Raw genomic sequence first — 23,177 nt, 5'->3', positions numbered from 1 at the left:
AGCGCTTGTCCAGCAAGCCTTTGAGCCTGATTTGACTCATATTTCATCAAGCAGCCCCTGCAGCTCCTGGGGCGCCAGGCTGGCGCCATAGAACAACTGGTAGAAGCGCCGCACGGCCTCGGGCAACGGCGCCTGCGCACGCAGCACCGGGTGTCCCGGGTGCAGCCGCTCCAGCAGCCAGCGCACACCGATCAGGCGGTTCACGCCAGGCGGCCCATCGAGCCAGCCAAAGGGCAGCGCAGGCGCGCAATGCACACGCTGCGCACGCACGGCAGCGATGCCGCGCCACAGCGGGTCAGCGCGCACACGGCGTGCGAAGGCCGCATCCTGCGTGACGATGACCTCGGGGTTCCACAGCAGGAGCTGCTCCAGCGACGCACGCACGAGTGAACCCTGGCCGGCCTGGGCTGCCACATTGCGGCCCGCGCAAAAGTCCAGCAGCTCCACGTTGATGGAGCCGGACAGCCCCGTCTCCAGCCCATCCGTGCCACGCCCGTAGTACACACGCGGACGCTGGGCAGGCGGCACGCTGGCACGTATCCGCGCAGCCAGAGCAATGGCTGCATCGGCCTCGGCGGCCAATAGCGCGCCGCGCTCGGCCACGCCCAGCAGGCGCCCTACCTCGCGCAATTGGGCGGCATGGTCGGCGATGCGGCCCTGGATCAGCACCGTGGGCAGGCCGGTCTGCTCGCTCACGCGGCGCACGCCAGAGACATAAGTGGCGTCCGCCGTGCCTGCGTCCAGCACCAGATCGGGCTGCAGTTGCAACAGCGCTTCGAGCGGCACCGTGCTGCCGCGCCCGGACAGGCGCCCGCTGTGCGCCAGTGCGCGCAGCTGCGGGCCCAGCAAGGCACGCGCCTCGTCGCCGAGCGTGAGCGGCCAGCCGACCAGCTTGCCGGGCGCCAGCGCCGCCACCAGCACGCCGGCAGGCGGGCCTGCAGCAAACACCTTGCGTACCCGCTCAGGTGCGGGCTGCACGCCAAAGCGCGCGACAACCACCTCCTGGGCGCCAGGCACCTGGGCGCGCGCCGGCACCTGCGCAGCAGCCAGCGCCAGCGGCAACTGCAGCAGCAAGCGGCGCCGGTGGTGCAGCCCAGGGCGCGTCATGCAGGCACCCCGCGCCCCGCAGCCTGCGTGAACCAGGCGTGCAGAGCTGCCGGCTGCGCCGGCAATTCAGCGCCCAGGCCGCCCGTGAAGCAGCGCCAGGCCTGGACATGCTTGCGACCGGTCACCGTCAGCACGGGAATGCCCGCACCCGCCAGAGCCGCAAGCTCGGCGGCAAAGCCGCCGCCTGCGGCCTCCAGCTCGCCGAAGCGATTGGTCACCGCCAACTGCACCCCATCGGCCAGCGCCTGGCGCAGCACGCCGCTGGCCTGGGCGAGGGCACAAGTGTCCAGGCTGCAGGCACGCGAGAGGGTCCCCAGCCTTTGCGAGATGGGCCAGAGCTGGCCTGTGCGCACATCTTGCAGCTCCAGCAGCGGCTTGCCGCCGCCCGGAGCCGGCAGGCGCCGCTGCACCAGACCGCCCACGCGCCAGCCAGCGCGCTGCAGACCCTGGCAAAAACCCAGCACCAGCGCATCGACCGCATCGCTGTCGGCCAGATCGCTGGCGCAGACGATGGCTGCCAGATCAGAAGCGGTAGGAGCCATTGACATACCAGAACCGGCCCGGCATGGGATGGCCGTCAGCCAACTCGTACCATTTGTCCGCCAGATTGTTCACACCGAAATCCACCGCAACGCCCTTGGCAGGCCGGTAGATCGCCTTGAAGCCGGTAGTGCCGAAGCCGCCAAGCTGGCGGTAGGCACTATCCAGGCTCACCCGGCGGCCCTGCTCGGCCTCCAGCGTGGCGCGCAGCTCCCACAGGGCGCTGGCCTGCCAGTTGACGGCAGCAAACAGGCGATGGCGCGGGGTATCGAGCAGCATCACGCGGCGGTCGCTGAGATTGGTGCGGCTCAGGTAGGTGTAGCTGGCATTGGCACTCCACTGGGCCGCCAACTGCTGCGCCAGCGACAGCTCCAGCCCCAGGCTGCGCGTGCGGCCCACGTTCTGCGCCTGGTCGCAGGTGGAGCCGCCGCAGGCGCCGGAGGACACCACCACGGTCTGAATCTGGTCGCGCACACGGCTGTAGAACACAGCCGCCTGGCCGGTGCCGCCGGCCCAGGGCCGGGCGCTGACGCCCAGCTCGAAGTGGTTGGCACTCTCGGGCTTGAGGTCGGGGTTGGGCAAGGCGCGGCCCATGCGGGCGGAGTAGCGATCCTTGATGGTGGGAAAGCGCGTCTTGTGCGAGATGACGGCATACACCTCATCGCCCTGGGGCGTGAGCGCATAGCTCAACCTGGCCAGTCCGTTGGTGGCGTTGGCCGAGCCCTTGGGCCAGTAGTACACCTGCCGGGCATCGCGCTTTTCATGGCTCACGCCCAGATTCAGGCGCCAGCGCTCGCCCAGGGCGATGCTGTCCTCGGCCACCAGCGAGGTGGTCACGTCGCGGTAGAACTGGCCGGCGTCGTCATGCTCATCGACCTTGTAGTGCGCAGCCAGACGCAGCTCGTGGCGGCGCAGGCTGTAGTTGGCCCATTCGAAAGTCGTCCCCTTGCTGGTGTCCTGGTAGGCGCTGGTGGGATCGTGGCTGCCGTAGCTGGCGTCGCCGTAGATATCCAGGCCGTTTTTGTAGCTGTCGTGGTACAGGCGGGTCTTGAGCACGTTGTCCGCACCGATGCGCGTGGTGCTCAGAAAGTACACGCTGTCCTTGTCCCAGTACGGCCAGCGCCAGTAGCGCACGGCGTTGCGTTGCGCAGAGGTGCCGGCATAGACCGGATTGCCCTTCTCACCCTCCTGGCGCACGTAGCCCAGCGCATATTCGTCGGTGGCATTCGGTGTCAGGCCCAGCTTGAACGACAGGCGCTGGTCTGTGCGATAGGCATTCTCGCGGCGGCTGCCGGTGTCGGTGGGCTGGCGCTTGTAGTCCTTGAAACCCTTGGGCAGCGGGAAGCCGTCGGCGTCCAGGTAGGAGGTGCCAAGCTGGTAGTACCAGGCGCCCTGATTGCCGCCCAGGTTGACTGCCGCCTTGCGCATTTGGCCAGCGCCCAGGCCCAGGCGTGCATCACCCTCGAACGGGCGCGCCGGCTTGCGCGTGACGAGGTTGATCGCACCACCCAGCGTATTGGGGCCATACAGCAGCGAGGCATCGGCCTTGGCCACGCGAATCTCGGCCAGATCGAAGGTGGTGAAGCGGCTGAAATCGACATAGCCGTCATAGGGCACGTACAGCGGCACGCCATCCACATAGACCGGCACCTGGCGCGAATCGAAGCCGCGCAGGTAGATCATCTCCTCGTTGCGCGCACCCACGCGCGAGAGGCTCACGCCGGGCAGCAGCCGCACAGCCTCCGACACCGTGTCGGCATTGTTGCGCGCGATCTCCTGCTGCCCCAGCGCGGCCTCGCTTGCCGGCGCTGCCGGCACGGGCGAACCCGTCACCGTCACCGTGCCCAGCTCGAACACCCCGTCAGCCGCCTGTGCAGTCCCTGCCGCCAGACCGAGCGCGCACAGCAGCAACGGCTGCGCACCACGCCATCCACGGCCTCGGCGCAAGGCCGGTATGACATCACTTCCCATGCCCACCCCCGTTATTCAAAAAATGAATAGCGATAGCCGAAAAAAAAACCATGGGCTGCCTGTCTTGCGATGCAGGCAGCCACCATGGCCATCGCACAAGGCAGCGACTATAACTCGGTGCGGCACCCCAGCCGGCGTGCCGCACCCTGCCCCGCCGCCAGGCCCGTGGCGAAGCAGGCGGTGAGCAGGTAGCCGCCGGTGGGCGCCTCCCAGTCCAGCATTTCACCGGCAGCGAACACCCCGGGCAGCGCACGCAGCATCAGCGCCTCATCAAGCGCCTCGAAAGCCACGCCGCCGGCGCTGCTGATGCTCTCGTCGATGGGGCGCGGCGCCAGCAGCGTCAGCGGCAGGGCCTTGATGGCCTGCGCCAGCCGCTCGGCGTCCTGCACGCCGTCGCGGCCCAGCACCTCGTGCAGCAGCGCCACCTTGATGCCGCCCAGGCCCAGGCGGCTTTTCAGGTGGCTGGGCAGGCTGCGCGCGCCGCGCGGGTGGCGCACCTCGGCCAGCACGCGCTCGGGTGTGTGGTCGGGCAGCAGATCCAGGTGCAGCGTGGCGTGGCCGTGCGCGGCGATCTCGTCGCGCAGCAGACTGGACGCCGCATAGACCAGGCTGCCCTCGATACCGCTGGCGGTGGCGACGAACTCGCCGCGCCGCTCGAAGCTGCGGCCCTGGCTGTCGGTGAACGACAGGCGCACCGACTTGAACGGCTGACCGGCAAAGCGCTCGGCAAAATAGGCCGACCAGCCAGGCTGGGGGGCTTCCTGGCGGCCCAGCAGCTCGCGCAGGAAATCGCGCCGCGTCTCGCCAGCGCCGCCATGCGCGCCCAGCACGTCGAAGCCGCAATTGGCCGATTGCAGCGGCGCGATGGCCACGCCGCGCTGGTGCAGCCAGGGTACCCAGGCGCCGTCCGAGCCCAGCCGCGCCCAGCTGGCCCCGCCCAGGGCCAGCACCACGGCGCGCGCCTGTACGCGCACCGGGCCTGCCGGGGTGGCAAACAGCAGCTCCTGCGGGGGCGCGGTGCCGGGGCTGTCCAGGCCTGCCGCATCCTGTGCCGCACCTGCCACGCTCTCTGGCGCCTCCTGCCAGCCCAGCCAGCGCTGGCGCATGTGCAATTGCACGCCGCCAGCGCGCAGGCGCTGCAGCCAGGCGCGCAGCAGCGGCGCGGCCTTCATGTCGGTCGGAAAGACGCGCCCGGAGGTGCCGACGAAAGTCTCCACCCCCAGGCCCTGCGCCCAGTCGCGCAACTGCTGCGGGCCGAAATGCTGTAACAGCGGCGCCAGCACCTGCGCGCGCGCGCCGTAGCGGCCCAGAAAGGCCGGCAGCGCCTCGGAGTGCGTCAGGTTCAGCCCGCCCTTGCCAGCCAGCAGGAACTTGCGCCCGGCGGACGGCATGGCGTCGAAGACGTGGACATCGGCAAGGCCTGCCGCAATGGCTGCCTCGGCCGCCATCAGGCCGGCGGGGCCGGCGCCGATCACGGCCAGGGTGCAAGTGCGGGTGGGCGCGGGGGAGGAAAGAGGGGTGAGGTCGTGGGTCATGGGTCGAGGACGGGCCTGGCTCGTCGGGCTGGGGCGACCAGCAGCGCTGGCCAGGCACCTTGGCGGTCTTGCCTGGCTGCAGGGCTGCAGAGGCAAACGCTCCTGCCAGCCCGGTATTTCTGATTGTTGTCGGGAGGCCTCAAAACAGCTCCACCTGCCGCGCCCCGTCCAGCGTCACCAGCCGGCCATCGCCGGTGAGAAAGGCCGCCTGCACCGCCTCGCCCGGCAGCAGCGCGCTCAGCGCCTGGCGGTAGCGGTGCAGCTGCGCCAGCAGTTGCGCCTGCTGCTCGGGCTCGGTGGCGCTCTTGTAGTCCAGCACCCACCAGCGCGCGCCCTGGCGCGGTGCGCGCAGGCGCACCAGGCGATCCAGGCGCAGGCCCTGGCCCTGCCAGGTCAGCGGCACTTCGTTCATGGCGTGCTCGATGCAGCCTGCATCCCAGGCCCAGGCGCCCTCGCCCTGCACGATGGCACGTGCCATGGCGGCGGCACGCTCGGCGGCCTCCAGCGGGATGTCGAAGTCGCGCACCAGACGCACCAGGCGCGCCGGGCTGCTGTCCAGGGCCGCCGGTTCGGCCAATTGTTCGAGCAGCTGGTGCATGGCCTCGCCCTGGCGCGATTGCAGCGTGCTGGCCGGCGGCGGCGCGGCGCGCGTCTGCGGCTGTGCGATGTACTCGGGCAAAACGTGCAATGTGATAGCCGCAGCCTCGGCAGGGCTGCCGGCACCCCCCTCCCCGGGCAGGCCGGCGGGCTGCAGGTCGGGCAGCAGGCGCTGCCACCAGCTGCCCGGCGCATCGGTTCTGGCCTGCACGCACGACAGCACCAGACAGGTTTTGGCGCGCGTGACGGCGACATACAGGGTGTTGAGCTCCTCGCGCCGGCGCGCCGCCACCTCCCGCTCCAGCACAGCGCGCACGCTGGGCGGCGGGCTGGTCTCGCTGGCCAGAAAGACAAAGTGGCGCGGCACGGCCGCCTCGCCCGGCCAGTCCACCAGCACGCCCATGGTCTCGGCACGCTGGCCGGCGGCGTCGGTGTCCAGCAGCAGCACGGTCTGCGCCTCCAGGCCCTTGGCGCCGTGGACGGTCAACAGGCGCACGGCCTGGTCGTCCACCCGCCCGGGCGCACGCGGGCCGCCGCTGCGCATGGCGCGCACGAAGGCGTAGGGCGTGAGGTAGCGCCCGCCCGCCTCGTCCAGCGCCGCCGCCAGCAGCGCCCGCAAATGGGCCAGCACGCTGGCGCGCTGGGTGGCCGGCGTGGCGGCGGCGTAGCGCGCCAGTGCGTCGCGATGGACGTAGATGGCCTGCAGGGCGTCGTGCGGGGGCAAGGCCTGCACCCATTGCTGATACAAGGTCAAATCAGCCCCAAACCCTTTCAGGTCAAGCGCTGATAGCTCACTTTTTTGAAGTACATCGAACCAGCTTACGGGGACACTGGTGGCGCTTTGCCGGCTGGTGTGCGCTGCCTCCTGCGGCTCGGCCTGGACGGCAGCATCTTGCTGCGCCTGCCATTGGCGGCGCTGCAACTCGATGCGGATCAGCTGCTCGTCGGATGCGCCGAACAGCGGCGATTTGAGCGCGCGCGCCAGCGCCAGGTCGTGGCCGGGCGAGACCAGTGCATCCAGCAGCGCCAGCACGTCCTGCACTTCGGGCGCATCGGTCAACTGGGATTTGTCAGGGCGCACGCAGGGAATGTGCAGCGCGCGCAGCGCTTGCTGCATCTGCGCCAGGCGCTCGTGCTTGCGCGCCAGCACCAGGATGTCCTGCGGCGCCAGGCCGGCAGCGATCTGCGCGGCCACCCATTGCGCGGCCTGGGCGCATTCGCGCATGAGCAGGGTTTCCTCAGCCTCGTGCCGGGGCTCGGCCAGGCTGTCGCGCCAGCGGGCGGCGGCGCTGTCGGTGCTGTCGTCGCTGCTGTCGCCGCCATCGCTGCCGTCGGCGCGGCGGCCCCTGGCGGCGCGCTCCATGCGCTCTATGGGGGGCAGGTGCAGCAGCGTGCCGGCCTGCTGCGATTCGGTGGTATGGGGGCGAAAGCCGCCGTAGTCCCCGGCGTCCTGCGCCTGCTGCATGGCACGGTTGACGCAGCCGATCACGCCGCTGGCGTTGCGCCGCGTGTGGTCGCAGGCCAGCAGGTCGCCGCCCAGGGCATCCTGCACGAAGGCCTGCGCGGCGCGAAAGACCTGCGGCTCGGCGCGGCGGAAGCGGTAGATGCTCTGCTTGGGATCGCCGACGATGAACACGCTGGGCGCGTGCTGCCCGCCGCCGGCGCCGGCATAGCCCGACAGCCAGGCGTGCAGCGCCTGCCACTGCAGCGGGTTGGTGTCCTGGAATTCGTCGATCAGCAGGTGGCGCACGCGCGCATCCAGGCGCTCTTGCACCCAGCCCGACAGCACCGGGTCGGACAGCAGCGCCAGCGCCGTGCGCTCGATGTCGTTCATGTCGATCCAGCCGCGCGCGCGCTTGAGGGCGGCGAACTCGGCGATCAGGCAGCGCGTCAGGCGGATCATGCGCTGCTGGTGCAGCCAGGCGGCGTGCTGGCGCTGCGCGGCGCACAGCTGCTGCAACTCGGCTTCGGCCTCCTGCGCCAGCGGATAGCTCTGCAGATGCGCCGTGAGACGGTCTGCGTTGGCCACGAGGAACGCCTTGCGCAGCTTGGCCAGGCGCTGCTCCAGATCGTCCAGCAAGAAGGCTTCGACCACGCCCTGGGCGGCTTTTTGCGGGGTCTTGTTCTTTTCTGCGCCAAGCGCCCTGGCCCGGGCGTGCCAGCGGGTGCTGGCGGCCTCGCCATGCAGCGCCTGGCACGGCGCGGACAGGCCGGCCAGTGCAGGGAAGGCCACACCGAACGCCGGCATGGACGCCTCGGCCACACCGGCCTGGTCGGCCAGGGTGAATTCGACGCGCTTTTTCAGCGCCGCCTCCAGCGCCTTGTGCGTCTGGTGGCGGCCATGCGCGGCGATGCAGGCCTCATAGTCGGCGCGCAGCGCCGCGTCGTGCGCCACGGTGTGCAGGAAGGGGCGCCAGACCTCGGCCATGGCGGCCTCGTCGTCCTCCAGCAATTCGTAGCGCGTGGGCAGGCCGTGCTGCTCCAGCACCGACAGCGGTGCGCTCGACAGCAGTGCGGCAAACCAGCTATGGAAGGTGCGGATCTGCAGTGGCCTGCCGGCATCGAGCGTCTGGCGATATAGATTTTGTAGCTGCTCGCGCTTGTCCCGTGCGGCTTTGGGCGGGATTCCTCTTGCAATCAGTTCGGCTTCCAGGCGCTGCGGGGTCTGGCGGGCGAAGTCCTGCAGCCATTCCTGCAGGCGCTGGCGCATCTCGCCAGCGGCTTTCTTGGTGAAGGTGATGGCCAGGATTTCATGCGGCGCGCAGCCGTCGAGCAGGGCACGCAGGATGCGCGAGACCAGCATCCAGGTCTTGCCGGCGCCGGCGCAGGCCTCCACGGCCACGCTGCGGCGCGGGTCGCAGGCGATGGCGTAGAAGGCCTCGCGCGCGATGCTGGCACCGTTGCATTCGTAGGCGTAGGAGGCGGGGGAGGCAGCCGGCTGCGTCATGTCCAGAAGTCCCTGCGGCACAGGCCGCGTGCGTTGCACCATTCGCAGACTGAACCCTCACCCAGCGCCTGCAGCGGCGTGCCGCCGGCGATGCGCTGCAGGTCGTCGGCAATGCCCTGCAGCAGCTGCTCGCGCTGCGCCAGCACCTCGGCCTGCTCGTACAGCCGGGTTGCGCCGCGCTCGCCGACGTTGACATAGGCCGCGCGCAACTGCGTGCCCGGCGGCATCAGGGCGGCGTAGAAGGCCAGCTGCGTGTCCTCACTGCCGGGCTGCACGCGCGCGCTGGTCTTGTCCGCGCCCTCGGTCTTGTAGTCGATGAGCAAGTGGCTGGCCGCGCCAGCGCCCGCCGGCTGCAGCCGATCGACACGGTCGAGGCTGCCGACCAGCTCGACCGCCAGGCCCGGCAGGCGCTGGCGCACGTGCCGCTCGGCCTGCTCGAAGCGCGCGGCCAGGCCCGTCTCGTGCTGCACCAGCCAGTCCAGATAGCCCTTGCGCAGCTCGGGCCAGCCGCTGCGGTAGGGCAGGAAGTCGCCCGGCTGCAGGCGCAATTGGTGCTGCGCGCGTTCGGCGGCAGCGTCCATCAGCGTGACACGCTGGCCGGCATCGGCGCCGGGGTCTTGCGCCAGGGCTTCGTGGAAGTGCTGCAGCACGGCGTGCAGCCAGGTGCCGAAGTCGCGCTTGTCCACCTGCCCGTCGAGTTCATCGTCGTCCTGCAGGCGCAGCAGGCGGCGCACGAAGAAGCGGTAGGGGCACTGGCGCAGGTCGTCATAGGCCGAGGACGACAGCTGCTGCAGCTGCAGGGCGCTGGCGTCGATGGCCGGGCGCACCACGGGGGTCGGCGCCACAGCGCGCGGGGTGCAGGCGTCGGCGCCATCGGTGGCCAGGCCTTCGAGCTGCAGCGCCTGCACCAGCGCGCTGGGCAGCAGCGGCTCGCCCCCTTCGCCGGCGCGCCACAGCACATCGACCCAGGGCGACTTCAGGGCGCAGCCCCAGGCCAGGCGCTGCGCCTGCAACAGGCTGTCGCGCGTGGGCAGACCCAGGGCCTGGCGCTGGGCAGCGCTCCAGGCGCCAGGCGGCTCGGGCACGGCAGGCAGGCGTTTTTCATCACAGCCGGGCATGACCAGGGCGGCAAACTCCCGGCCCAGCAGCTGTGCCAGCGGCAGCACCACCACGGGTGCGCCGGCAGGGTATTCGGGCCGGTGGCGTGCGCACTCCAGCACATCGCTGGCCCAGCGGGTGAATTCGCCCAGATCCAGGCGCTGCTGGGCACCGGCAGCGTCGCGCAGGCCGATGTCCAGCCCGGGCAGCAGGTGCAGCGCAGACAGGACGGCTGCGCCGGCAGGGTCGCCCTCCAGCGCCGTCCAGGCCAGGGTGGCCTGCAGCAGCGCGCGCAGCGCCGCCAGCCAGTCGGCCAGCGGGCGGCGGGCGTGCAGTTGCGTGCGCCAGTCTTCGCACTGGGCGGCCAGGGCGGCTTCGAGCGGGTGGCGCCCGGCCAGGGCGGCCAGCTCGTGCGCAGCCAGCTTCCAGCGGTGCGCGCCGTGGCGGCGCAGCCAGCGCTCCAGCGCGCGCACTGCGGCAGGGGCGGCTGCCGGGCAATGCTTGAGCCAGTCCAGCACCTCATCGCTGCTGGCGCCCCAGGCGGCGGCGCGCAGCAAGGCCATGAGCTGGGCGGCGGCGCGGGTGGTGGACAGCGTCCAGCCGGACTCGTCCTGCAGCGGCACGCCGGCCTGCTGCAGCAGCGCACTGACGCGCCGCGTCAGCGCCCGATCGACGGCCACCAGCGCCACCGGCGAGCGCTGCCGCCCCAGATGCGCCAGCACGCAGGCGGCGGCGCGCTGGGCTTCGGCCTCGGCGTCCTCGGCTGCGTGCAGCGCGATGCGCGCCGGGGCCAGCGGGGCCGACTCGCGCAGCGGCACGGCGTAGCCATCGTCGCCCCAATGCGCCAGCAGCGCCTGCGCCAGCGGGTCGGGCTGCAGGCCTTCGACGACCAGCAGCAGCCGGGCGCTGGCGCGTGCCGGGGCGGTGAACAGCACGTCGCAGCTGTGACGCGAGGCCAGCACCCACTCCAGCGCCACCCGGGCGGCTGTCGCCTCCAGGCGCAGCGGACTGCCCTCCTCGCCCACTGGCAGCAGGGCGCGGGCCTGCTCGGCCCATGCGGCACGGCGCGCCGGCTCGACGACAGCCACGGCGGCGGCGAGTTGCCCGGCCATGTCCAGCAGCGGGCCGATCAGCAGCTCGGCATGGGCGCCCAGGCCGGCGCCCTCCAGCAGGACGCGCGCCGCGAGGGTGTCGCGGGCGCGCTCGCCGGTGTACTCGGCGGCCTCCAGGGGCGGCGCGGCGAACTGCCCGGCCCAGTTGCGCGTGGTTTCGAAGCGCGGCTCGAAGCCCTGCGCAAACAGCGCCTGCCAGTGCCGGCGTGCCTGCGCCATGAGCTGGGCATAGGGCACCAGCACCACCGCCGCCGACAGGGGCACGGCCTGCCGCTGCGCGCGCGTGCGCAGCCAGGCAAAGGCTGTGGCCCAAAGCTGGGCCGGATCATCGTCTGCCGCTATGACAGTCATAGCGTCCTGGAGCCTGTCCATGGCACTGTGCGGGTGGAGGGTTTCTGTCACAATGCCCGGACTGTAAACGCGCCCCACAGGCGCTCGACCAAGAAGGACACGAAGGAACGCACCATGGCCAGCGAACTCATCAAACAACTCTCCGACGCCAGCTTCGATGCCGATGTGCTCAAGGCCAGCACACCGGTGCTGGTGGACTACTGGGCCGAGTGGTGCGGGCCGTGCCGGATGATCGCTCCCATCCTGGACGAAGTCGCCAGCGCCTACCAGGGCCGCCTGACGGTGGCCAAGATGAACGTGGACGACAACCGCGAGGTGCCGGCCAAGTTCGGCATCCGCGGCATCCCGACGCTGATGCTGTTCAAGAACGGCCAGTTGGTGGCCACCAAGGTCGGCGCCCTGAGCAAGGCCCAGCTCACCGCCTTCATCGACCAGCAGCTGGCCTGATCGGCCCATCACCCTCCTGCAACGGCTGCCCAGGGCAGCCGTTTTGCTTTGGCGGCAAGGGTGCATCCGCAGGGCGGCAGAATTTTCCTGTCATAATTTCCCGCTGATCGCCTGCCGCAGCACCTTCGCGGCCATGTTCCGATCCCGGCTCGGCCCCTGCCTTTCGCGTGCCACCCACGCACGCACCCACGGCCCGCAGCCCCCCTCTCATTCCCCCTACCAGAATTCTTTCACTCCGCTGCAGGAGTCCATTCATGCACCTTAATGAACTCAAGGCACTGCACGTGTCTGAAGTGCTCAAGCAGGCCGAGGCCCTGGAGATCGAAAACGGCGGCCGTATGCGCAAGCAGGAGTTGATGTTCGCCATCATCAAGAAGCGCGCCAAGGCCGGCGAGCAGGTCTTTGCCGATGGCGTTCTGGAGATCCTGCCCGACGGCTTCGGCTTCCTGCGAAGCCCCGACACCAGCTACACGGCGTCCACCGACGACATCTACATCTCGCCCAGCCAGGTGCGCCGCTTCAACCTGCACACCGGCGACATGATCGAGGGCGAGGTGCGCATCCCCAAGGATGGCGAGCGCTACTTCGCGCTGACCAAGCTGGACAAGGTCAACGGCGATGCGCCCGAGAAGAACAAGCACAAGGTCATGTTCGAGAACCTGACCCCGCTGTTCCCCAAGGAGCGCATGAAGCTCGAGCGCGACATCAAGGGCGAGGAGAACATCACCGGGCGCATCATCGACATCGTCTCGCCGATCGGGCGCGGTCAGCGCGCGCTGATCGTCGCCCCGCCCAAGAGCGGCAAGACCATGATGATGCAAAGCATCGCCCACTCCATCACTGCCAACCACCCGGACGTCCACATGATGGTGCTGCTGGTCGATGAGCGGCCCGAGGAAGTGACCGAGATGCAGCGCTCGGTGCGCGGCGAGATCATCGCCTCGACCTTCGACGAGCCGGCGGCGCGCCACGTACACGTGGCCGAGATGGTCATCGAGCGCGCCAAGCGCCTGGTCGAGCTGAAAAAGGATGTGGTCATCCTGCTGGACTCCATCACCCGCCTGGCGCGCGCCTACAACAACGTCGTGCCCTCCAGCGGCAAGGTGCTCTCGGGCGGCGTGGACTCCAACGCCCTGCAGCGGCCCAAGCGCTTCTTCGGCGCGGCGCGCAATGTCGAGGAAGGCGGCTCGCTGACCATCATCGCCACGGCGCTGGTGGATACCGGCAGCCGCATGGACGAGGTCATCTTCGAGGAGTTCAAGGGCACGGGCAACAGCGAGATCCACCTGAGCCGGCGCCTCTATGAAAAGCGCGTCTTCCCAGCCATCGAGCTCAACAAGAGCGGCACGCGCCGAGAGGAGTTGCTGCTGGCGCCCGAGATCCTGCAAAAGACACGCATCCTGCGCCAGTTCATGTACAACATGGACGAGATCGAGTCCATGGAGCTCATGATCAAGAAGATGAAGGAGACGAAGAACAACGTCGAATTCTTCGAGGCGATGCGCCGGGGCGGCTGACTAGAATCGGCCCACACCGCCAAGGCAGCGTCCAGCTGCCCGGTCACCCCCGACGCACATGCTTGATTCACTGCGCCGCCTGCTGGGCCGCTCGCGCCCGGACGATTCTCCGACTGCCCCGCCTTCGCCCGAGGCGCAAAGCCGCCAACAGTTCGAGGCACTGGAGCGTATTGCCCCCTTGAAAGGCGCGCCGCCCGCTCCCAGCGACCTGCCCATCCGGGCTGCCAGACAAGGCACAGAGGCGCTGATCAGCGCCACCTTCGTGCGCCGCGAGCCGGTGCTCGACCGCGAGGAGCGCATTGCCGGATATACCTTCAATCTGCAGGACAACCTTCAATCGCGCCTGCAGGGCAAGCAGGACTTGCAGCTCAAGGTCTATGACGACCTGCTGCTGCGCAATCTGACCACCCTGGGCATCCACAGCCTGCTGGGGCATCGCCTGGCCTTCGTCGGGCTGTCGCCAGTGTCGCTGGACAACCCGCTGCTGCAGCGGCTGCCGACACAGGGCACGGTGCTGATGCTCAAGCCAGGACGCCAGCCGCTACAGCCCGAGACTCTTGAGCCACGGCTGCGGGGACTTCGCGAGGCCGGCTTTGCCATCGGCTGGGTGGTGGGCACCAAGGGGCTGGACGAGCACCCCGCGCTGCTGGCGCTGGCCGCCCAGGGCGACCACGTGCAGATACTGACCGGCGGCATGGATGGGCTGCAGATCAAGACCCTGCTACGCGATCTGCAACAGCAGCGCCCGTCCGGCAAGGGCAAGCTGCAGCTGATGGCTGCCGAGCTGTACGTCCATGAGGAATTCGACCTGTGCTTTCGCATGGGTTTCGGCCACTTCCTGGGCGATTTCGTCACCAGCCGGGAGAACTGGCACCCACCCAGGAGCGAGACCAACCGGGTGCTGACGCTGAAGTTGCTCAACCAGCTGCGCAGCGATGAAGAGCTGAAGAACATCGCCCAGCAAATCACCACTGACCCGGTGATGACCTTCAAGCTGCTGCGCTACCTGAACTCGCCCGCCATTGGCCTGCCCAACCCGGTGCTGACCATCGACACGGCGCTGCAGCTGCTCGGGCGCGAGCGCTGCTTTCGCTGGCTGTCGCTACTGCTGTTCGACATCCGCCAAAGCGGCTTTCGCGAGCGGCTGCTGACCGAGCAGGCACTCACGCGCGCCTTCTTCCTGGAGGGCCTGGCCGGCAAGGGGCGCGTACCGGACAACGGCGACGAGCTGTTCATCCTGGGCCTGTTTTCCATGCTCGACCTGCTGACGGGCCAGCCCCTGCCCACGCTGCTGCAGGAAACCCGGCTGCCCGAGCCGGTGCATCAGGCGCTGCTAGGCCAGCCCGGCATCTATCGCGATGTGCTGAATCTGGCGCGGGCCAACGAAAGCCACGCCAGCGAGCAGTTGGAGCAGCTGTCCCAGGCCTGCGGCGTCGACGCCGTCCTGGTGCTGCAATACGGCATCACGGCGCTGGGCCAGGCTTTCGACACCCTGTCATCGAGTCAGCCGTGACAGCCTTGCGGCACCGCTGAAAGAGCAACGGGGCCGTGGGATATAATGGCAAGCTTTTTCACGCGGCAAGTATGCGGGATGTCCTGGCGAGGCAGAGGTTGTCTCCCATCCTGCACGGCTGCCGTATCTGACTGCGCAAGGCACACCATGAAAGAAGGCATCCACCCCAACTACCGCGAAGTGCTCTTCGTGGATCTGTCCAACGGCTTCAAATTCGTGACCCGCTCGTGCGTGAACACGAAGGAAACCGAGACCTTCGAGGGCAAGGAATATCCGCTGTTCAAGCTGGACACCTCGTCCGAATCGCACCCCTTCTACACCGGCACGCAGAAATCCGTGGACAACATGGGCGGTCGTGTAGAGCGCTTCCGCAACCGCTTCGGCAAGAGCGCGGCAGCCGCCAAGTAATTCAGCCGCTGGATACGCAAAGCACGCTGGCGCAGGACGTCAGCAGCGCACGAACAAGGCAGCCCGGCCCTCCGCGCTGCCTTTTTTTACGCCGCAGCACTTGCCGGGCAGCGGTGCCGGCGCCACTGGCCATCCTCGATGGCCCGGGCTTTCGCCCATCCCCAGCCCTGCTTGTCCCTGCCAGCCCCTTCCTGTGTGAACCGTCCATCCCCTGCCATCGTTGCCCAAAACGCCATGCGCCCGCTGCCGCGCTGGGCGCTGCTGCTGCTGTGCCTGGCCTATGTGGTGGCCGGCTACCTGGGCCGTGATCCCTGGCGCGGCGAGGACATCACCGCCTTCGGCTACATGCGTGAGCTGGCCCTGGGCCGCACCGACTGGAGCGCCCCGCTGCTGCTGGGCCTGCCACCCGAGACCGACGGCCTGCTGCCCTACTGGCTGGGCGCCTGGGCCATCCAGGCGCTCGATGGCTGGCTGCCGGCAGCCCTGGCCGCACGCCTGCCTTTCATGGCCCTGCTGGCGCTGACATTGGTCGCTACCTGGCACGCCGTGCAGCACCTGGCCCGTTGCCCGGGCGCCCAACCCGTGGCCTTTGCCTTCGGCGGCGAGGCCGAACCTGCGGCCTATGCGCGCACCATGGCCGACAGCGCGCTGCTGGCACTCATCGCCTGCCTGGGGCTGATGCAGTATTCGCACGAAACCACCAGCTACCTCACGCAACTGACCTGCAGCACCCTGGTGTTCACGGCTGCTGCGCTGGTGCCCCAGCGCCTGGGCTGGAGCGCGCTGGCCGGCGCCGCCGGCATGGCCGGCCTGGTGCTCAGCGGCGCCCCGGCCATCGCCTTGCTGCTGGGCCTGGGCAGCGCCTGGCTGGCCTGGCAGGCCCAGCCGGGCAGCCAGCGCCAGCGCGCTGCCGGCGCAGCCATGCTGGTGGCCCTGGCGCTTGCGGCAGCGCTGCTGGCTGCTGCCCTCGACCTGTGGCGTTGGCGCATTCTGGACTGGCAGGACATGAAGGATTGGGACAGCCTGCTGCGCCTGCTCGCCTGGTTCACCTGGCCCGCCTGGCCGCTGGCACTGTGGACTTGCTGGCGCTGGCGCCAGCAGATCGCCAGCCGGCAGTGGCACCGGCACCTGTGGCTGCCGCTGTGGTTTGCCCTGGTGGCGATTGCCGCCACCCTGGCCACGGAGCCATCCGACCGCGCCCTGCTGCTGGGCCTGCCGGCCCTGGCCACGCTGGCAGCCTTTGCCCTGCCCACCCTGCAGCGCAGCCTGGCTGCTCTGATCGACTGGTTCACCCTGCTGTTCTTCAGCATCGGTGCCATTGCCGTGTGGGTGGTCTGGCTGGCCGTGCAGACCGGCGTGCCGGCCAAGCCGGCGGCCAACGTTGCACGCCTGGCACCGGGCTACGTGGCGGAGTTTTCCGCCCTGCCCTTTGCCGTGGCCCTGGCCGCCACCCTGGCCTGGGCAGCGCTGGTGCGCTGGCGCACCGGACGGCATCGCTCGGCGCTGTGGAAGAGCCTGGTGCTGCCGGCGTCAGGGGCCACGCTGGGCTGGCTGCTGGTCATGACGCTGTGGCTGCCGCTGCTGGACTATGGCCGCAGCTTTGCACCGCAGATTGCCGGCATCACTGCCGTGCTGGGCAAGCAGCCCGGCTGCGTCGCTGGCCACGGCCTGAGCCGCGCGCAGATCGCCGCCCTGCAATACCACGGCGGGCTGGGCATGGCCGACGCCGGGCAGCACGCCTCATGCGACTGGCTGGTGGCCGATGCCTCAGCCCGCCCGCGCCCCGATCCGCAGCGCTGGCAGCTGATGGCCAGCGTCAGCCGCCCAACCGAGCGCAACGACCGATTGCTGGTGCTGCGCCGCGTGGTGCAGCCGGCACTGCCGTAAACAGTAAAATCGTCGGCTTGACTGCCGCAGCTGGTGCAAGCGACGCCCGCCCGTCAGCGCCCGCCACTTCATGCACAAGGCGAACGCGAGTTCGCCTTTTCTTTTGCTCCGCCGCTGAAAGCCCGACAGACCATGTTCGAATCCATTCGCAAGCACTCCAAGGTGGTGATGCTTGTGCTGTTCCTGCTGATCATCCCGTCCTTCGTGCTGGTGGGCATAGACCGCAACTATTTCACCGGAGGCAGCCCGGTGGTGGCACGCGTGGACGGCAAGGACATCACCCAGGACGAGTGGGACAACGCCCACCGCATGGAAAGCGATCGCATCCGTGCCCAGTCGCCCGGCATCGACGGCAAGCTGCTGGACTCCCCCCAGGCACGCTACGCCACACTGGAGCGCCTGGTGCGCGACCGCGTGCTGGCCGCCGCTGCCCAGAAAATGCACCTGCTGACCAGCGACGCCCGGCTGGCGCGCGAGCTGCAATCCATCCCGCAGATCGCCGCGCTCAGGCGTGCCGATGGCAGCCTGGACACCGAGGCCTATCGCTCCCTGGTGGCGGCGCAAGGCCTGTCGCCCGAAGGTTTCGAGGCACGTATGCGGCAAGACATCTCCATCAGCCAGGTGCTGGGCGCCGTGGTCAACTCCTCCACGGCCAGCCCGGCCGAGGCCAGCCTGGCACTCGACGCCTTCCTGCAGCGCCGTGAGATCCAGGTAGCGCAATTCAAGCCCGCCGCCTTCGCCAGCCAGGTCAAGGTCACGGATGACGAGGTGCGGGCCTACTACGAGGCCCACCCTGCCCAGTTCCAGCAGGCTGAGCAGGCCACGGTCGAATACGTGGTGCTCGACCTGGATGCGGTCAAGGCCGGCATCAGCCTGAGCGAGGATGACCTGCGCACCTATTACAAGGAAAACCTGGCGCGCCTGGCCGGCCAGGAAGAGCGCCGCGCCAGCCACATCCTGATCAATGCAGCCCAGGACGCCCCTGCCGGCGAACGCGACAAGGCCCGGGCACAGGCGCAGGAGCTGTTGGAGCAGGCGCGCAAGGCGCCGGGCAGCTTTGCCGAGCTGGCGCGCAAGCATTCGCAAGACCCAGGCTCGGCCCCCAGCGGTGGCGACCTGGGCTTCTTTGGCCGGGGCGCCATGGTCAAGCCTTTCGAAGATGCCGTCTTCGGCATGGCCAAGGGCGATATCAGCGACGTCGTCGAGAGCGACTTCGGCTACCACATCATCCAGCTCACCGACATCAAGCAGCCGCGCGCGCCCAGTTTCGAAGAACTGCGCCCCACCCTGGAGGCCGATCTCAAGCAGCAGCAGGCCCAGCGCAAATACGCCGAGCTGGCCGAAGCCTTTGCCAACGCCGTCTATGAGCAGTCCGACGATCTGGCCGCCGTGGCCGACAAATTCAAGCTCAAGGTACAGACGGCGGCAGGCGTGACGCGCCTGCCGGCCCCCGGCGCAACCGGCGCCCTGGCCAGCGCGCGCCTGCTGGAGGCTTTGTTCCAGCCCGAGTCGCTGCAATCCAAGCGCAACACGGAAGCGGTCGAGACCGCACCCAGCACCCTGGCCGCCGGGCGCGTCACGGCCTACCAGCCCGCCATGACGCTACCCCTGGAGCAGGCGCAGGCCAAGGCCCGCACTCTCTACCTGGCGGATAAATCGGCACAGCTGGCGCGCGAGCAAGGCCTGTCCCGGCTGGAGGCCTGGAAGGCCGACCCGGCCTCCGTCACCGGCCTGGGCCAGGCCATCACCATCTCGCGCGACCAGCCCCAGGGCCAAAGCCGCGCCATCGTGGATGCTGCCCTGCAGGCCCCTGTGGACAGTCTGCCCGGCTGGGTCGGCGTCGATCTGGGCAATGACGGTTATGCCGTTCTCAAGATCAACCGCATCGTTGCGCGCGAGGGGCTGGAAGAGCCACGCCGGCTGGCCGAGCGCCAGCAATACGCCCAAGCCTGGAGCACGGCGCAAGCACTGGCCTACTACGAACTGCTCAAGCAGCGTCTGAAGGTGCAGATCAAGGTGCCACGCCCCAGCCCGGTGGAGCCTTCGGAGCTGCAGGCCACAGCAAACTGATGGCTCCTTGGCAAAAACGCCAATTGTCACGCTATAATGCGTGGCTACGGTGGCTGTAGCTCAGTTGGTAGAGTCCAGGATTGTGATTCCTGTTGTCGTGGGTTCGAGCCCCATCAGCCACCCCAATAAAATCAAACAAAAAGGTCAGTTCTTCGGGACTGGCCTTTTTGTTTGCCGGCAGCTTGTAGGCAAGCTGTAGGCAATTTCGCCACGCGAGCCACGCCTTCAGACTTGAATCCGTGCAGCCCACCGGGCCGGGCGGCCACCAGCCATCGCAAGACGGAAATGGATAGTCCTGCCGCCGAACGGCAGGCATCAAAACTGATAGCAATCAGCGCACTGTTGGCAAGGATTTCAGGCGCATGGCTTTCTTTCTGCCATAGAATTCAAGGCCAGGCGGGCGATGCCGTGGGCAGCGGCGAAAAGGCAGTCTGCGCGATGCGGCGCAGGGCTTGCAGCTCTTCATTCAACGTTTGCTCCCCTTCCAAGTGCAGCCTCCGCAATGGGTGCCCCAGCAGGCGGGTGAAGGTGTTCTGCTTTTCGGCCAGGCCTCGAAGCTGGTCTGTCCGGGACCAAACTGTTCAGGCGTGAATTGGAGTCACGCTCAGGCGCAGCCCCATGGCGTGCAAAACCTTGTACAGCGTGTCAATCGTCGGATTGCCGTTCTCGCTCAGTGCGCGGAACAGGGATTTCTCGCCTACCTCTGCCCGGCGCGCCACCTCAGCCATGCCGTGCGCCTTCGCCACATGGCGCAGCGCCAGCAGCAGCGCAGCCGGGTCTTCCAGCTCAATGGCGGCTTCGATGTAGGCGGCAGCTTCTTGCGGGTCTTGAAGTGATTCAGTCAGCCAAGCCGTGTAGCTTGTATCGCGCGGCGCGTTCATGGTCTGCCCCTTTCCTTCCAGTCGTTCAGATAGCCAATGGCGCGCGTGATTGCGCGCTCTTGCTCGCTTTTGTCGCTGGCACAAAGCAGCAGCACCAGCACCGGGCCTTGCCGGCTCAGATAGACGCGATAGCCCGGGCCTTTGTCGATTCGCAACTCTTGCACGCCATCGCGCAGGGGCTTGCAGTCACCAAGGTTGCCGGCTTCCACGCGCAGCAGTCGGGCCTTGATGGCAGCGCGGCCTTGCCTGTCTTCCAACGCCTCCAGCCACTCCACAAAAGGCCTTCGCCCACTGCTATCGGTGTAGATTCGGATGTCCACAAAGGTATCTTAAACGGTACTGCTGTACACCCACGGCGCGCAGCTTGCCGGGTTTCTGGGCAGGGTCGAACTCCACCCCGGCCTGTTCCAGAATCCACGCCTCCAGCCGCTCATGGTGCAGGCGCAGCAAGTTCAGGGGCCGGAAGCTGCGGCACAGTCCGTGCAGCGTCAGTTCTTCAATCCCGGCCACGGCGCAGGCATCGGCCAGCCGGCGATGCGGGCGGCTCATCGGCTTTGCGCCAGCGTCACCGCTGGAAACCCATTCACTGCGGCACGGCAGACCAGCCAGCAAGTGCCAGACATGGGGCGTCAAGGAAATGGAACGCTTCCTGTTGTCGTGGGTTCGAGCCCCATCAGCCACCCCAATAAAATCAAACAAAAAGGCCAGTTCTTCGGGACTGGCCTTTTTGTTTGCCGGGTGGCTGAAATACGTGACGCTGGGGCCAGATATTTATGGTGTTTTTGGCCTCCAGCCCTTGCGGGACAAGCGCTGACAGCTATATTTTTTGAACGGCACGGCCGGACTGCCAGCGCCTGGGTGCGCTAGCCGGCGCAAGCCAGGGCACCGCACAGATAGCGCTCGAACTGCGCCGCCGGCATGGGCCGGGCGAAGTGGTAGCCCTGGGCTTCGTCGCAGCCCTGCTCGTGCAGGAAAGCCAGTTGCTCGGCGGTTTCCACGCCCTCTGCCGTGGTGCGCATACTCAAGGCCTGGGCCATGCGCACGATGGCGCTGACGATGGCCCGGTCATTGCCGTCCTGACCCAGGTCGCGCACGAAGGAGCGGTCGATCTTCAGCCGGAAGATCTGAAAGCGCTTGAGCTGGCTGAGCGACGAGTAGCCCGTGCCGAAATCATCCATCGCCAGCCGCACGCCCTTGCTGTGCATACGATTCATGATCTGCGCAGCCGTGCCCGCGTCATCCACGGCCACGTTCTCGGTCAGCTCCAGTTCCAGGCGGTCTGCCGGCAGTTGATACTGCGCCAGCAGTTGTTCGATCAACTCGGGCAGCAGCGGATGGCGAAACTGCGCCGCCGACAGATTGACCGCCATGGTCAGCGGCGGCAGGCCCTGGTCGCGCCAGCGTGCAAGCTGCGCCAGCGCCGTGCGCAACACCCACTCGCCAATCGGGATGATCTGGCCACTGTCCTCGGCCACAGGAATGAACTCCGCTGGGCTGACATCGCCCAGTTCCGGGTGGTGCCAACGCAGCAGCGCTTCCACACCGCACACTTGGCCGCTGTCCAGATCGAGCTGGGGCTGGTAGTGCAGCGTGAACTGCTCACGCTCGAGCGCCCGGCGCAGCGCGTGAATCAACTGGAGCGCACGGGTGGACTGGGCCTGCATCTGCGGCGAAAAAAACCGGTAGATGTTGCGTCCCTCGGTCTTGGCCTGGTACATGGCCGTATCGGCGGCCTGGATCAAGGACTCGAAGTCCTGCCCATGCTCGGGAAACAGCGCAATGCCCATGGAGGGCGACATGCACACCTCGTGCTCGCCCAGCTGCACCGGCTGGCGCGCCGCCTCCTGCATCTTGGCGGCCACGCGCGCCGCGCCCCGGGCATCGGCGCCGGGCAGCAGCAGCACGAACTCGTCGCCGCCCAACCGCGCCACCATGTCGCGCTCGCGCACGGTGCCGCGCAGGCGCCGGCCAATCTCCACCAGCAGGGTGTCGCCCTGGCGGTGCCCCAGCGAGTCGTTGACGTGCTTGAAGTTGTCCAGATCGAGAAACATGACCGATAGCGGCGTGCCGCTGGCCTGGGCGTGGCGCACCGCCTCCTGCCCGCGCTCGGCCAGCAGGACACGGTTGGGCAGCCCGGTCAGGGCATCGTAGTGCGCCATCCAGTGGATGCGCTCCTGGTCGCGCTTGCGCTGGGCGATCTCGCGGTGCAGATCGGCCACGGTGTCGCTCAACTGGGAAGTGCGCTCGCGCACTTGCTGCTCCAGCGCGCTGTGCATCTGCGCCAACTGGGCCTGGATGCGCAGGCGCTCGCTCACGTCCATGACGATCCACATCGAGCCCTGCGCCAGATCGTGCGGATCGATGGCCCGGCTGCGCACTTCGCAGATCACGGCCCGCCCATCCTTGGCGCGCAGTGTCATCTGACCCTCGAAGTCCTCGCCGCGCAGCAGTGGCCCATAGCAGTATTCGCCTGCCGCCTGCCAGTCGCTTTCGCTCAGATACCAGCGCCGCGACGGGCTGTCCAGCAACTCGCCCGGCTCGTAGCCCAGCATCTGCTCGAAATACCGATTGCAGCGCTTGAGGTGCCGATCGCGCAGCACCACGATACCCACCATGGCGTTGTCGAACAGCATCTGCTTTTCGCGCACGGCAGCGCCGAGCTGGGCCTGGGCAAGCTTTTGCTCGTCGATGTCGTCGATGATCCAGATCGAGCCCTCGGAGCTGTCGCGGGGCGTGATGAGCCGCCCCGTCAGGTGCGCCCAAAAGAGCTGGCCGTTGCTGCGCCGCATCTGGCGCTCGGTGCGGTAGGCCCGGCCCTGGGTCAACACAGGAAAGGCCGCCCGCCCCAGTTCGCGGAAGGCCTCGCGGCTGGGGTGCAGGGCCTCGCTGCTGCGGCCCACGGCCTCGGCGCAAGAGTCCAGCCCGAAGATCTCGGCGTAGCGCTGGTTGCACCGCACCACCGCGCGGTGACGGATGAAAACGATGCCCACTCCCGCACTGTCCAGCAGCGTCTGCTGCTCGCGCAGGATGCGTTGCAGCGCCAGCGTAGAGGGATGCCCGGGCTCCAGCGCTGGGCCGTCAGGCAGAAATGACATGTGCCGTGGCGTCCATGAAGGAAAAATTCAAAATCGCGATTTGTACCAAATTGTTGCTATTTTTGCAACAGGGTGTGTCCGTCGTGTCTGTGGACTTGCTG

General features: G+C 68.3%; 17 protein-coding genes and 1 tRNA gene. 8 read left to right on the top strand and 10 right to left on the bottom strand.

The genetic code is table 11. The annotated features are described in order from the left end of the window. Positions 1-36: 36 nt before the first annotated feature. The 6 genes from IDM45_RS01905 to IDM45_RS01880 form a co-directional block, all read right to left on the bottom strand. A complete protein-coding gene (locus tag IDM45_RS01905) occupies positions 37-1,107 on the bottom strand; it encodes an ABC transporter substrate-binding protein (protein WP_209421402.1) in 1,071 nt (356 codons plus the stop codon). Next, a complete protein-coding gene (locus tag IDM45_RS01900) occupies positions 1,104-1,649 on the bottom strand; it encodes a DUF2478 domain-containing protein (RefSeq protein WP_232653591.1) in 546 nt (181 codons plus the stop codon). Before IDM45_RS01900 ends, IDM45_RS01905 begins: the two co-directional genes overlap by 4 nt. Beyond that, complete coding sequence (locus IDM45_RS01895) at positions 1,630-3,618, bottom strand: TonB-dependent receptor plug domain-containing protein (protein WP_209421401.1); 1,989 nt, start codon at positions 3,616-3,618, stop codon at positions 1,630-1,632. The genes IDM45_RS01900 and IDM45_RS01895 overlap by 20 nt, the downstream gene beginning before the upstream one ends. 107 nt (positions 3,619-3,725) lie before the next feature. Continuing rightward, complete coding sequence (locus IDM45_RS01890; RefSeq protein WP_209421400.1) at positions 3,726-5,153, bottom strand: TIGR03862 family flavoprotein; 1,428 nt, start codon at positions 5,151-5,153, stop codon at positions 3,726-3,728. 139 nt (positions 5,154-5,292) lie between these two features. Beyond that, positions 5,293-8,697, bottom strand: coding sequence for a UvrD-helicase domain-containing protein (locus IDM45_RS01885; protein WP_209421399.1), 3,405 nt, complete (start codon positions 8,695-8,697; stop codon positions 5,293-5,295). Next, positions 8,694-11,258, bottom strand: coding sequence for a PD-(D/E)XK nuclease family protein (locus IDM45_RS01880; protein WP_209421398.1), 2,565 nt, complete (start codon positions 11,256-11,258; stop codon positions 8,694-8,696). Before IDM45_RS01880 ends, IDM45_RS01885 begins: the two co-directional genes overlap by 4 nt. A 114-nt stretch (positions 11,259-11,372) precedes the next feature. On the opposite strand from IDM45_RS01880, the gene trxA reads away from it, so the two are divergent. From trxA to IDM45_RS01845, 7 genes are all read left to right on the top strand, one after another. Continuing rightward, positions 11,373-11,705, top strand: a complete 333-nt coding sequence (gene trxA / locus IDM45_RS01875; protein WP_209421397.1) for a thioredoxin TrxA — start codon at positions 11,373-11,375, stop codon at positions 11,703-11,705. A gap of 254 nt (positions 11,706-11,959) precedes the next feature. After that, positions 11,960-13,222 carry a transcription termination factor Rho gene (rho, locus tag IDM45_RS01870; RefSeq protein ID WP_209421396.1) on the top strand — a complete coding sequence of 421 codons (1,263 nt, stop codon included), beginning with the start codon at positions 11,960-11,962 and terminating at the stop codon, positions 13,220-13,222. Between the two features lie 58 nt (positions 13,223-13,280). Next, entirely contained in the window at positions 13,281-14,735 is a 1,455-nt protein-coding gene (locus IDM45_RS01865; protein WP_209421395.1) for an EAL and HDOD domain-containing protein, read from the top strand. Positions 14,736-14,882: 147 nt separating this feature from the next. After that, positions 14,883-15,143: a type B 50S ribosomal protein L31 gene (locus tag IDM45_RS01860; RefSeq protein WP_209421394.1), complete on the top strand. Its 261-nt coding sequence runs from the start codon at positions 14,883-14,885 to the stop codon at positions 15,141-15,143. A 234-nt stretch (positions 15,144-15,377) separates the two neighbouring features. After that, a complete protein-coding gene (locus IDM45_RS01855; protein ID WP_233457459.1) occupies positions 15,378-17,030 on the top strand; it encodes a hypothetical protein in 1,653 nt (550 codons plus the stop codon). Between the two features lie 132 nt (positions 17,031-17,162). Continuing rightward, positions 17,163-19,100, top strand: coding sequence for a SurA N-terminal domain-containing protein (locus IDM45_RS01850; protein WP_209421392.1), 1,938 nt, complete (start codon positions 17,163-17,165; stop codon positions 19,098-19,100). 49 nt (positions 19,101-19,149) lie between these two features. Further along, positions 19,150-19,225 (top strand) — tRNA-His (locus IDM45_RS01845). 456 nt (positions 19,226-19,681) lie between these two features. Here the strand turns inward: IDM45_RS01845 and IDM45_RS01840 are convergent. Genes IDM45_RS01840 through IDM45_RS01830 form a run of 3 tightly spaced genes read right to left on the bottom strand, consistent with a single transcriptional unit; the run spans position 19,682 to position 20,530 of the window. Further along, positions 19,682-19,981 (bottom strand): addiction module antidote protein, encoded by a 300-nt coding sequence (locus IDM45_RS01840; RefSeq protein WP_209421391.1) that lies wholly within the window; start codon positions 19,979-19,981, stop codon positions 19,682-19,684. Further along, on the bottom strand, positions 19,978-20,301 hold the full coding sequence (locus tag IDM45_RS01835; RefSeq protein WP_209421390.1) for a type II toxin-antitoxin system RelE/ParE family toxin: 324 nt from the start codon (positions 20,299-20,301) through the stop codon (positions 19,978-19,980). Before IDM45_RS01835 ends, IDM45_RS01840 begins: the two co-directional genes overlap by 4 nt. Continuing rightward, a complete protein-coding gene (locus IDM45_RS01830) occupies positions 20,276-20,530 on the bottom strand; it encodes a hypothetical protein (protein ID WP_209421389.1) in 255 nt (84 codons plus the stop codon). The genes IDM45_RS01835 and IDM45_RS01830 overlap by 26 nt, the downstream gene beginning before the upstream one ends. Positions 20,531-20,618: 88 nt before the next feature. On the opposite strand from IDM45_RS01830, the gene IDM45_RS01825 reads away from it, so the two are divergent. Next, positions 20,619-20,795, top strand: coding sequence for a hypothetical protein (locus tag IDM45_RS01825; RefSeq protein ID WP_209421388.1), 177 nt, complete (start codon positions 20,619-20,621; stop codon positions 20,793-20,795). Positions 20,796-20,844: 49 nt separating this feature from the next. On the opposite strand, the gene IDM45_RS01820 is transcribed toward IDM45_RS01825, so the two are convergent. After that, on the bottom strand, positions 20,845-23,076 hold the full coding sequence (locus IDM45_RS01820) for an EAL domain-containing protein (protein WP_209421387.1): 2,232 nt from the start codon (positions 23,074-23,076) through the stop codon (positions 20,845-20,847). Positions 23,077-23,177 lie beyond the last annotated feature (101 nt).

Source organism: Melaminivora jejuensis (assembly GCF_017811175.1).
Taxonomy (GTDB): Bacteria; Pseudomonadota; Gammaproteobacteria; order Burkholderiales; family Burkholderiaceae_C; genus Melaminivora; species Melaminivora jejuensis.
Note: the sequence above shows the minus strand (reverse complement) of the source record. Positions and strands in the feature narration are given on the sequence as shown.

Bases quoted from the DNA above. Each gene is read 5' to 3' on its own strand.
- IDM45_RS01905 (WP_209421402.1), bottom strand. From the start codon at position 1,107: ATGACGCGCCCTGGGCTGCACCACCGGCGCCGCTTGCTGCTGCAGTTG.
- IDM45_RS01900 (WP_232653591.1), bottom strand. From the start codon at position 1,649: ATGGCTCCTACCGCTTCTGATCTGGCAGCCATCGTCTGCGCCAGCGAT.
- IDM45_RS01895 (WP_209421401.1), bottom strand. From the start codon at position 3,618: ATGGGAAGTGATGTCATACCGGCCTTGCGCCGAGGCCGTGGATGGCGT.
- IDM45_RS01890 (WP_209421400.1), bottom strand. From the start codon at position 5,153: ATGACCCACGACCTCACCCCTCTTTCCTCCCCCGCGCCCACCCGCACT.
- IDM45_RS01885 (WP_209421399.1), bottom strand. From the start codon at position 8,697: ATGACGCAGCCGGCTGCCTCCCCCGCCTCCTACGCCTACGAATGCAAC.
- IDM45_RS01880 (WP_209421398.1), bottom strand. From the start codon at position 11,258: ATGACTGTCATAGCGGCAGACGATGATCCGGCCCAGCTTTGGGCCACA.
- trxA (WP_209421397.1), top strand. From the start codon at position 11,373: ATGGCCAGCGAACTCATCAAACAACTCTCCGACGCCAGCTTCGATGCC.
- rho (WP_209421396.1), top strand. From the start codon at position 11,960: ATGCACCTTAATGAACTCAAGGCACTGCACGTGTCTGAAGTGCTCAAG.
- IDM45_RS01865 (WP_209421395.1), top strand. From the start codon at position 13,281: ATGCTTGATTCACTGCGCCGCCTGCTGGGCCGCTCGCGCCCGGACGAT.
- IDM45_RS01860 (WP_209421394.1), top strand. From the start codon at position 14,883: ATGAAAGAAGGCATCCACCCCAACTACCGCGAAGTGCTCTTCGTGGAT.
- IDM45_RS01855 (WP_233457459.1), top strand. From the start codon at position 15,378: ATGCGCCCGCTGCCGCGCTGGGCGCTGCTGCTGCTGTGCCTGGCCTAT.
- IDM45_RS01850 (WP_209421392.1), top strand. From the start codon at position 17,163: ATGTTCGAATCCATTCGCAAGCACTCCAAGGTGGTGATGCTTGTGCTG.
- IDM45_RS01840 (WP_209421391.1), bottom strand. From the start codon at position 19,981: ATGAACGCGCCGCGCGATACAAGCTACACGGCTTGGCTGACTGAATCA.
- IDM45_RS01830 (WP_209421389.1), bottom strand. From the start codon at position 20,530: ATGAGCCGCCCGCATCGCCGGCTGGCCGATGCCTGCGCCGTGGCCGGG.
- IDM45_RS01825 (WP_209421388.1), top strand. From the start codon at position 20,619: ATGGAACGCTTCCTGTTGTCGTGGGTTCGAGCCCCATCAGCCACCCCA.
- IDM45_RS01820 (WP_209421387.1), bottom strand. From the start codon at position 23,076: ATGTCATTTCTGCCTGACGGCCCAGCGCTGGAGCCCGGGCATCCCTCT.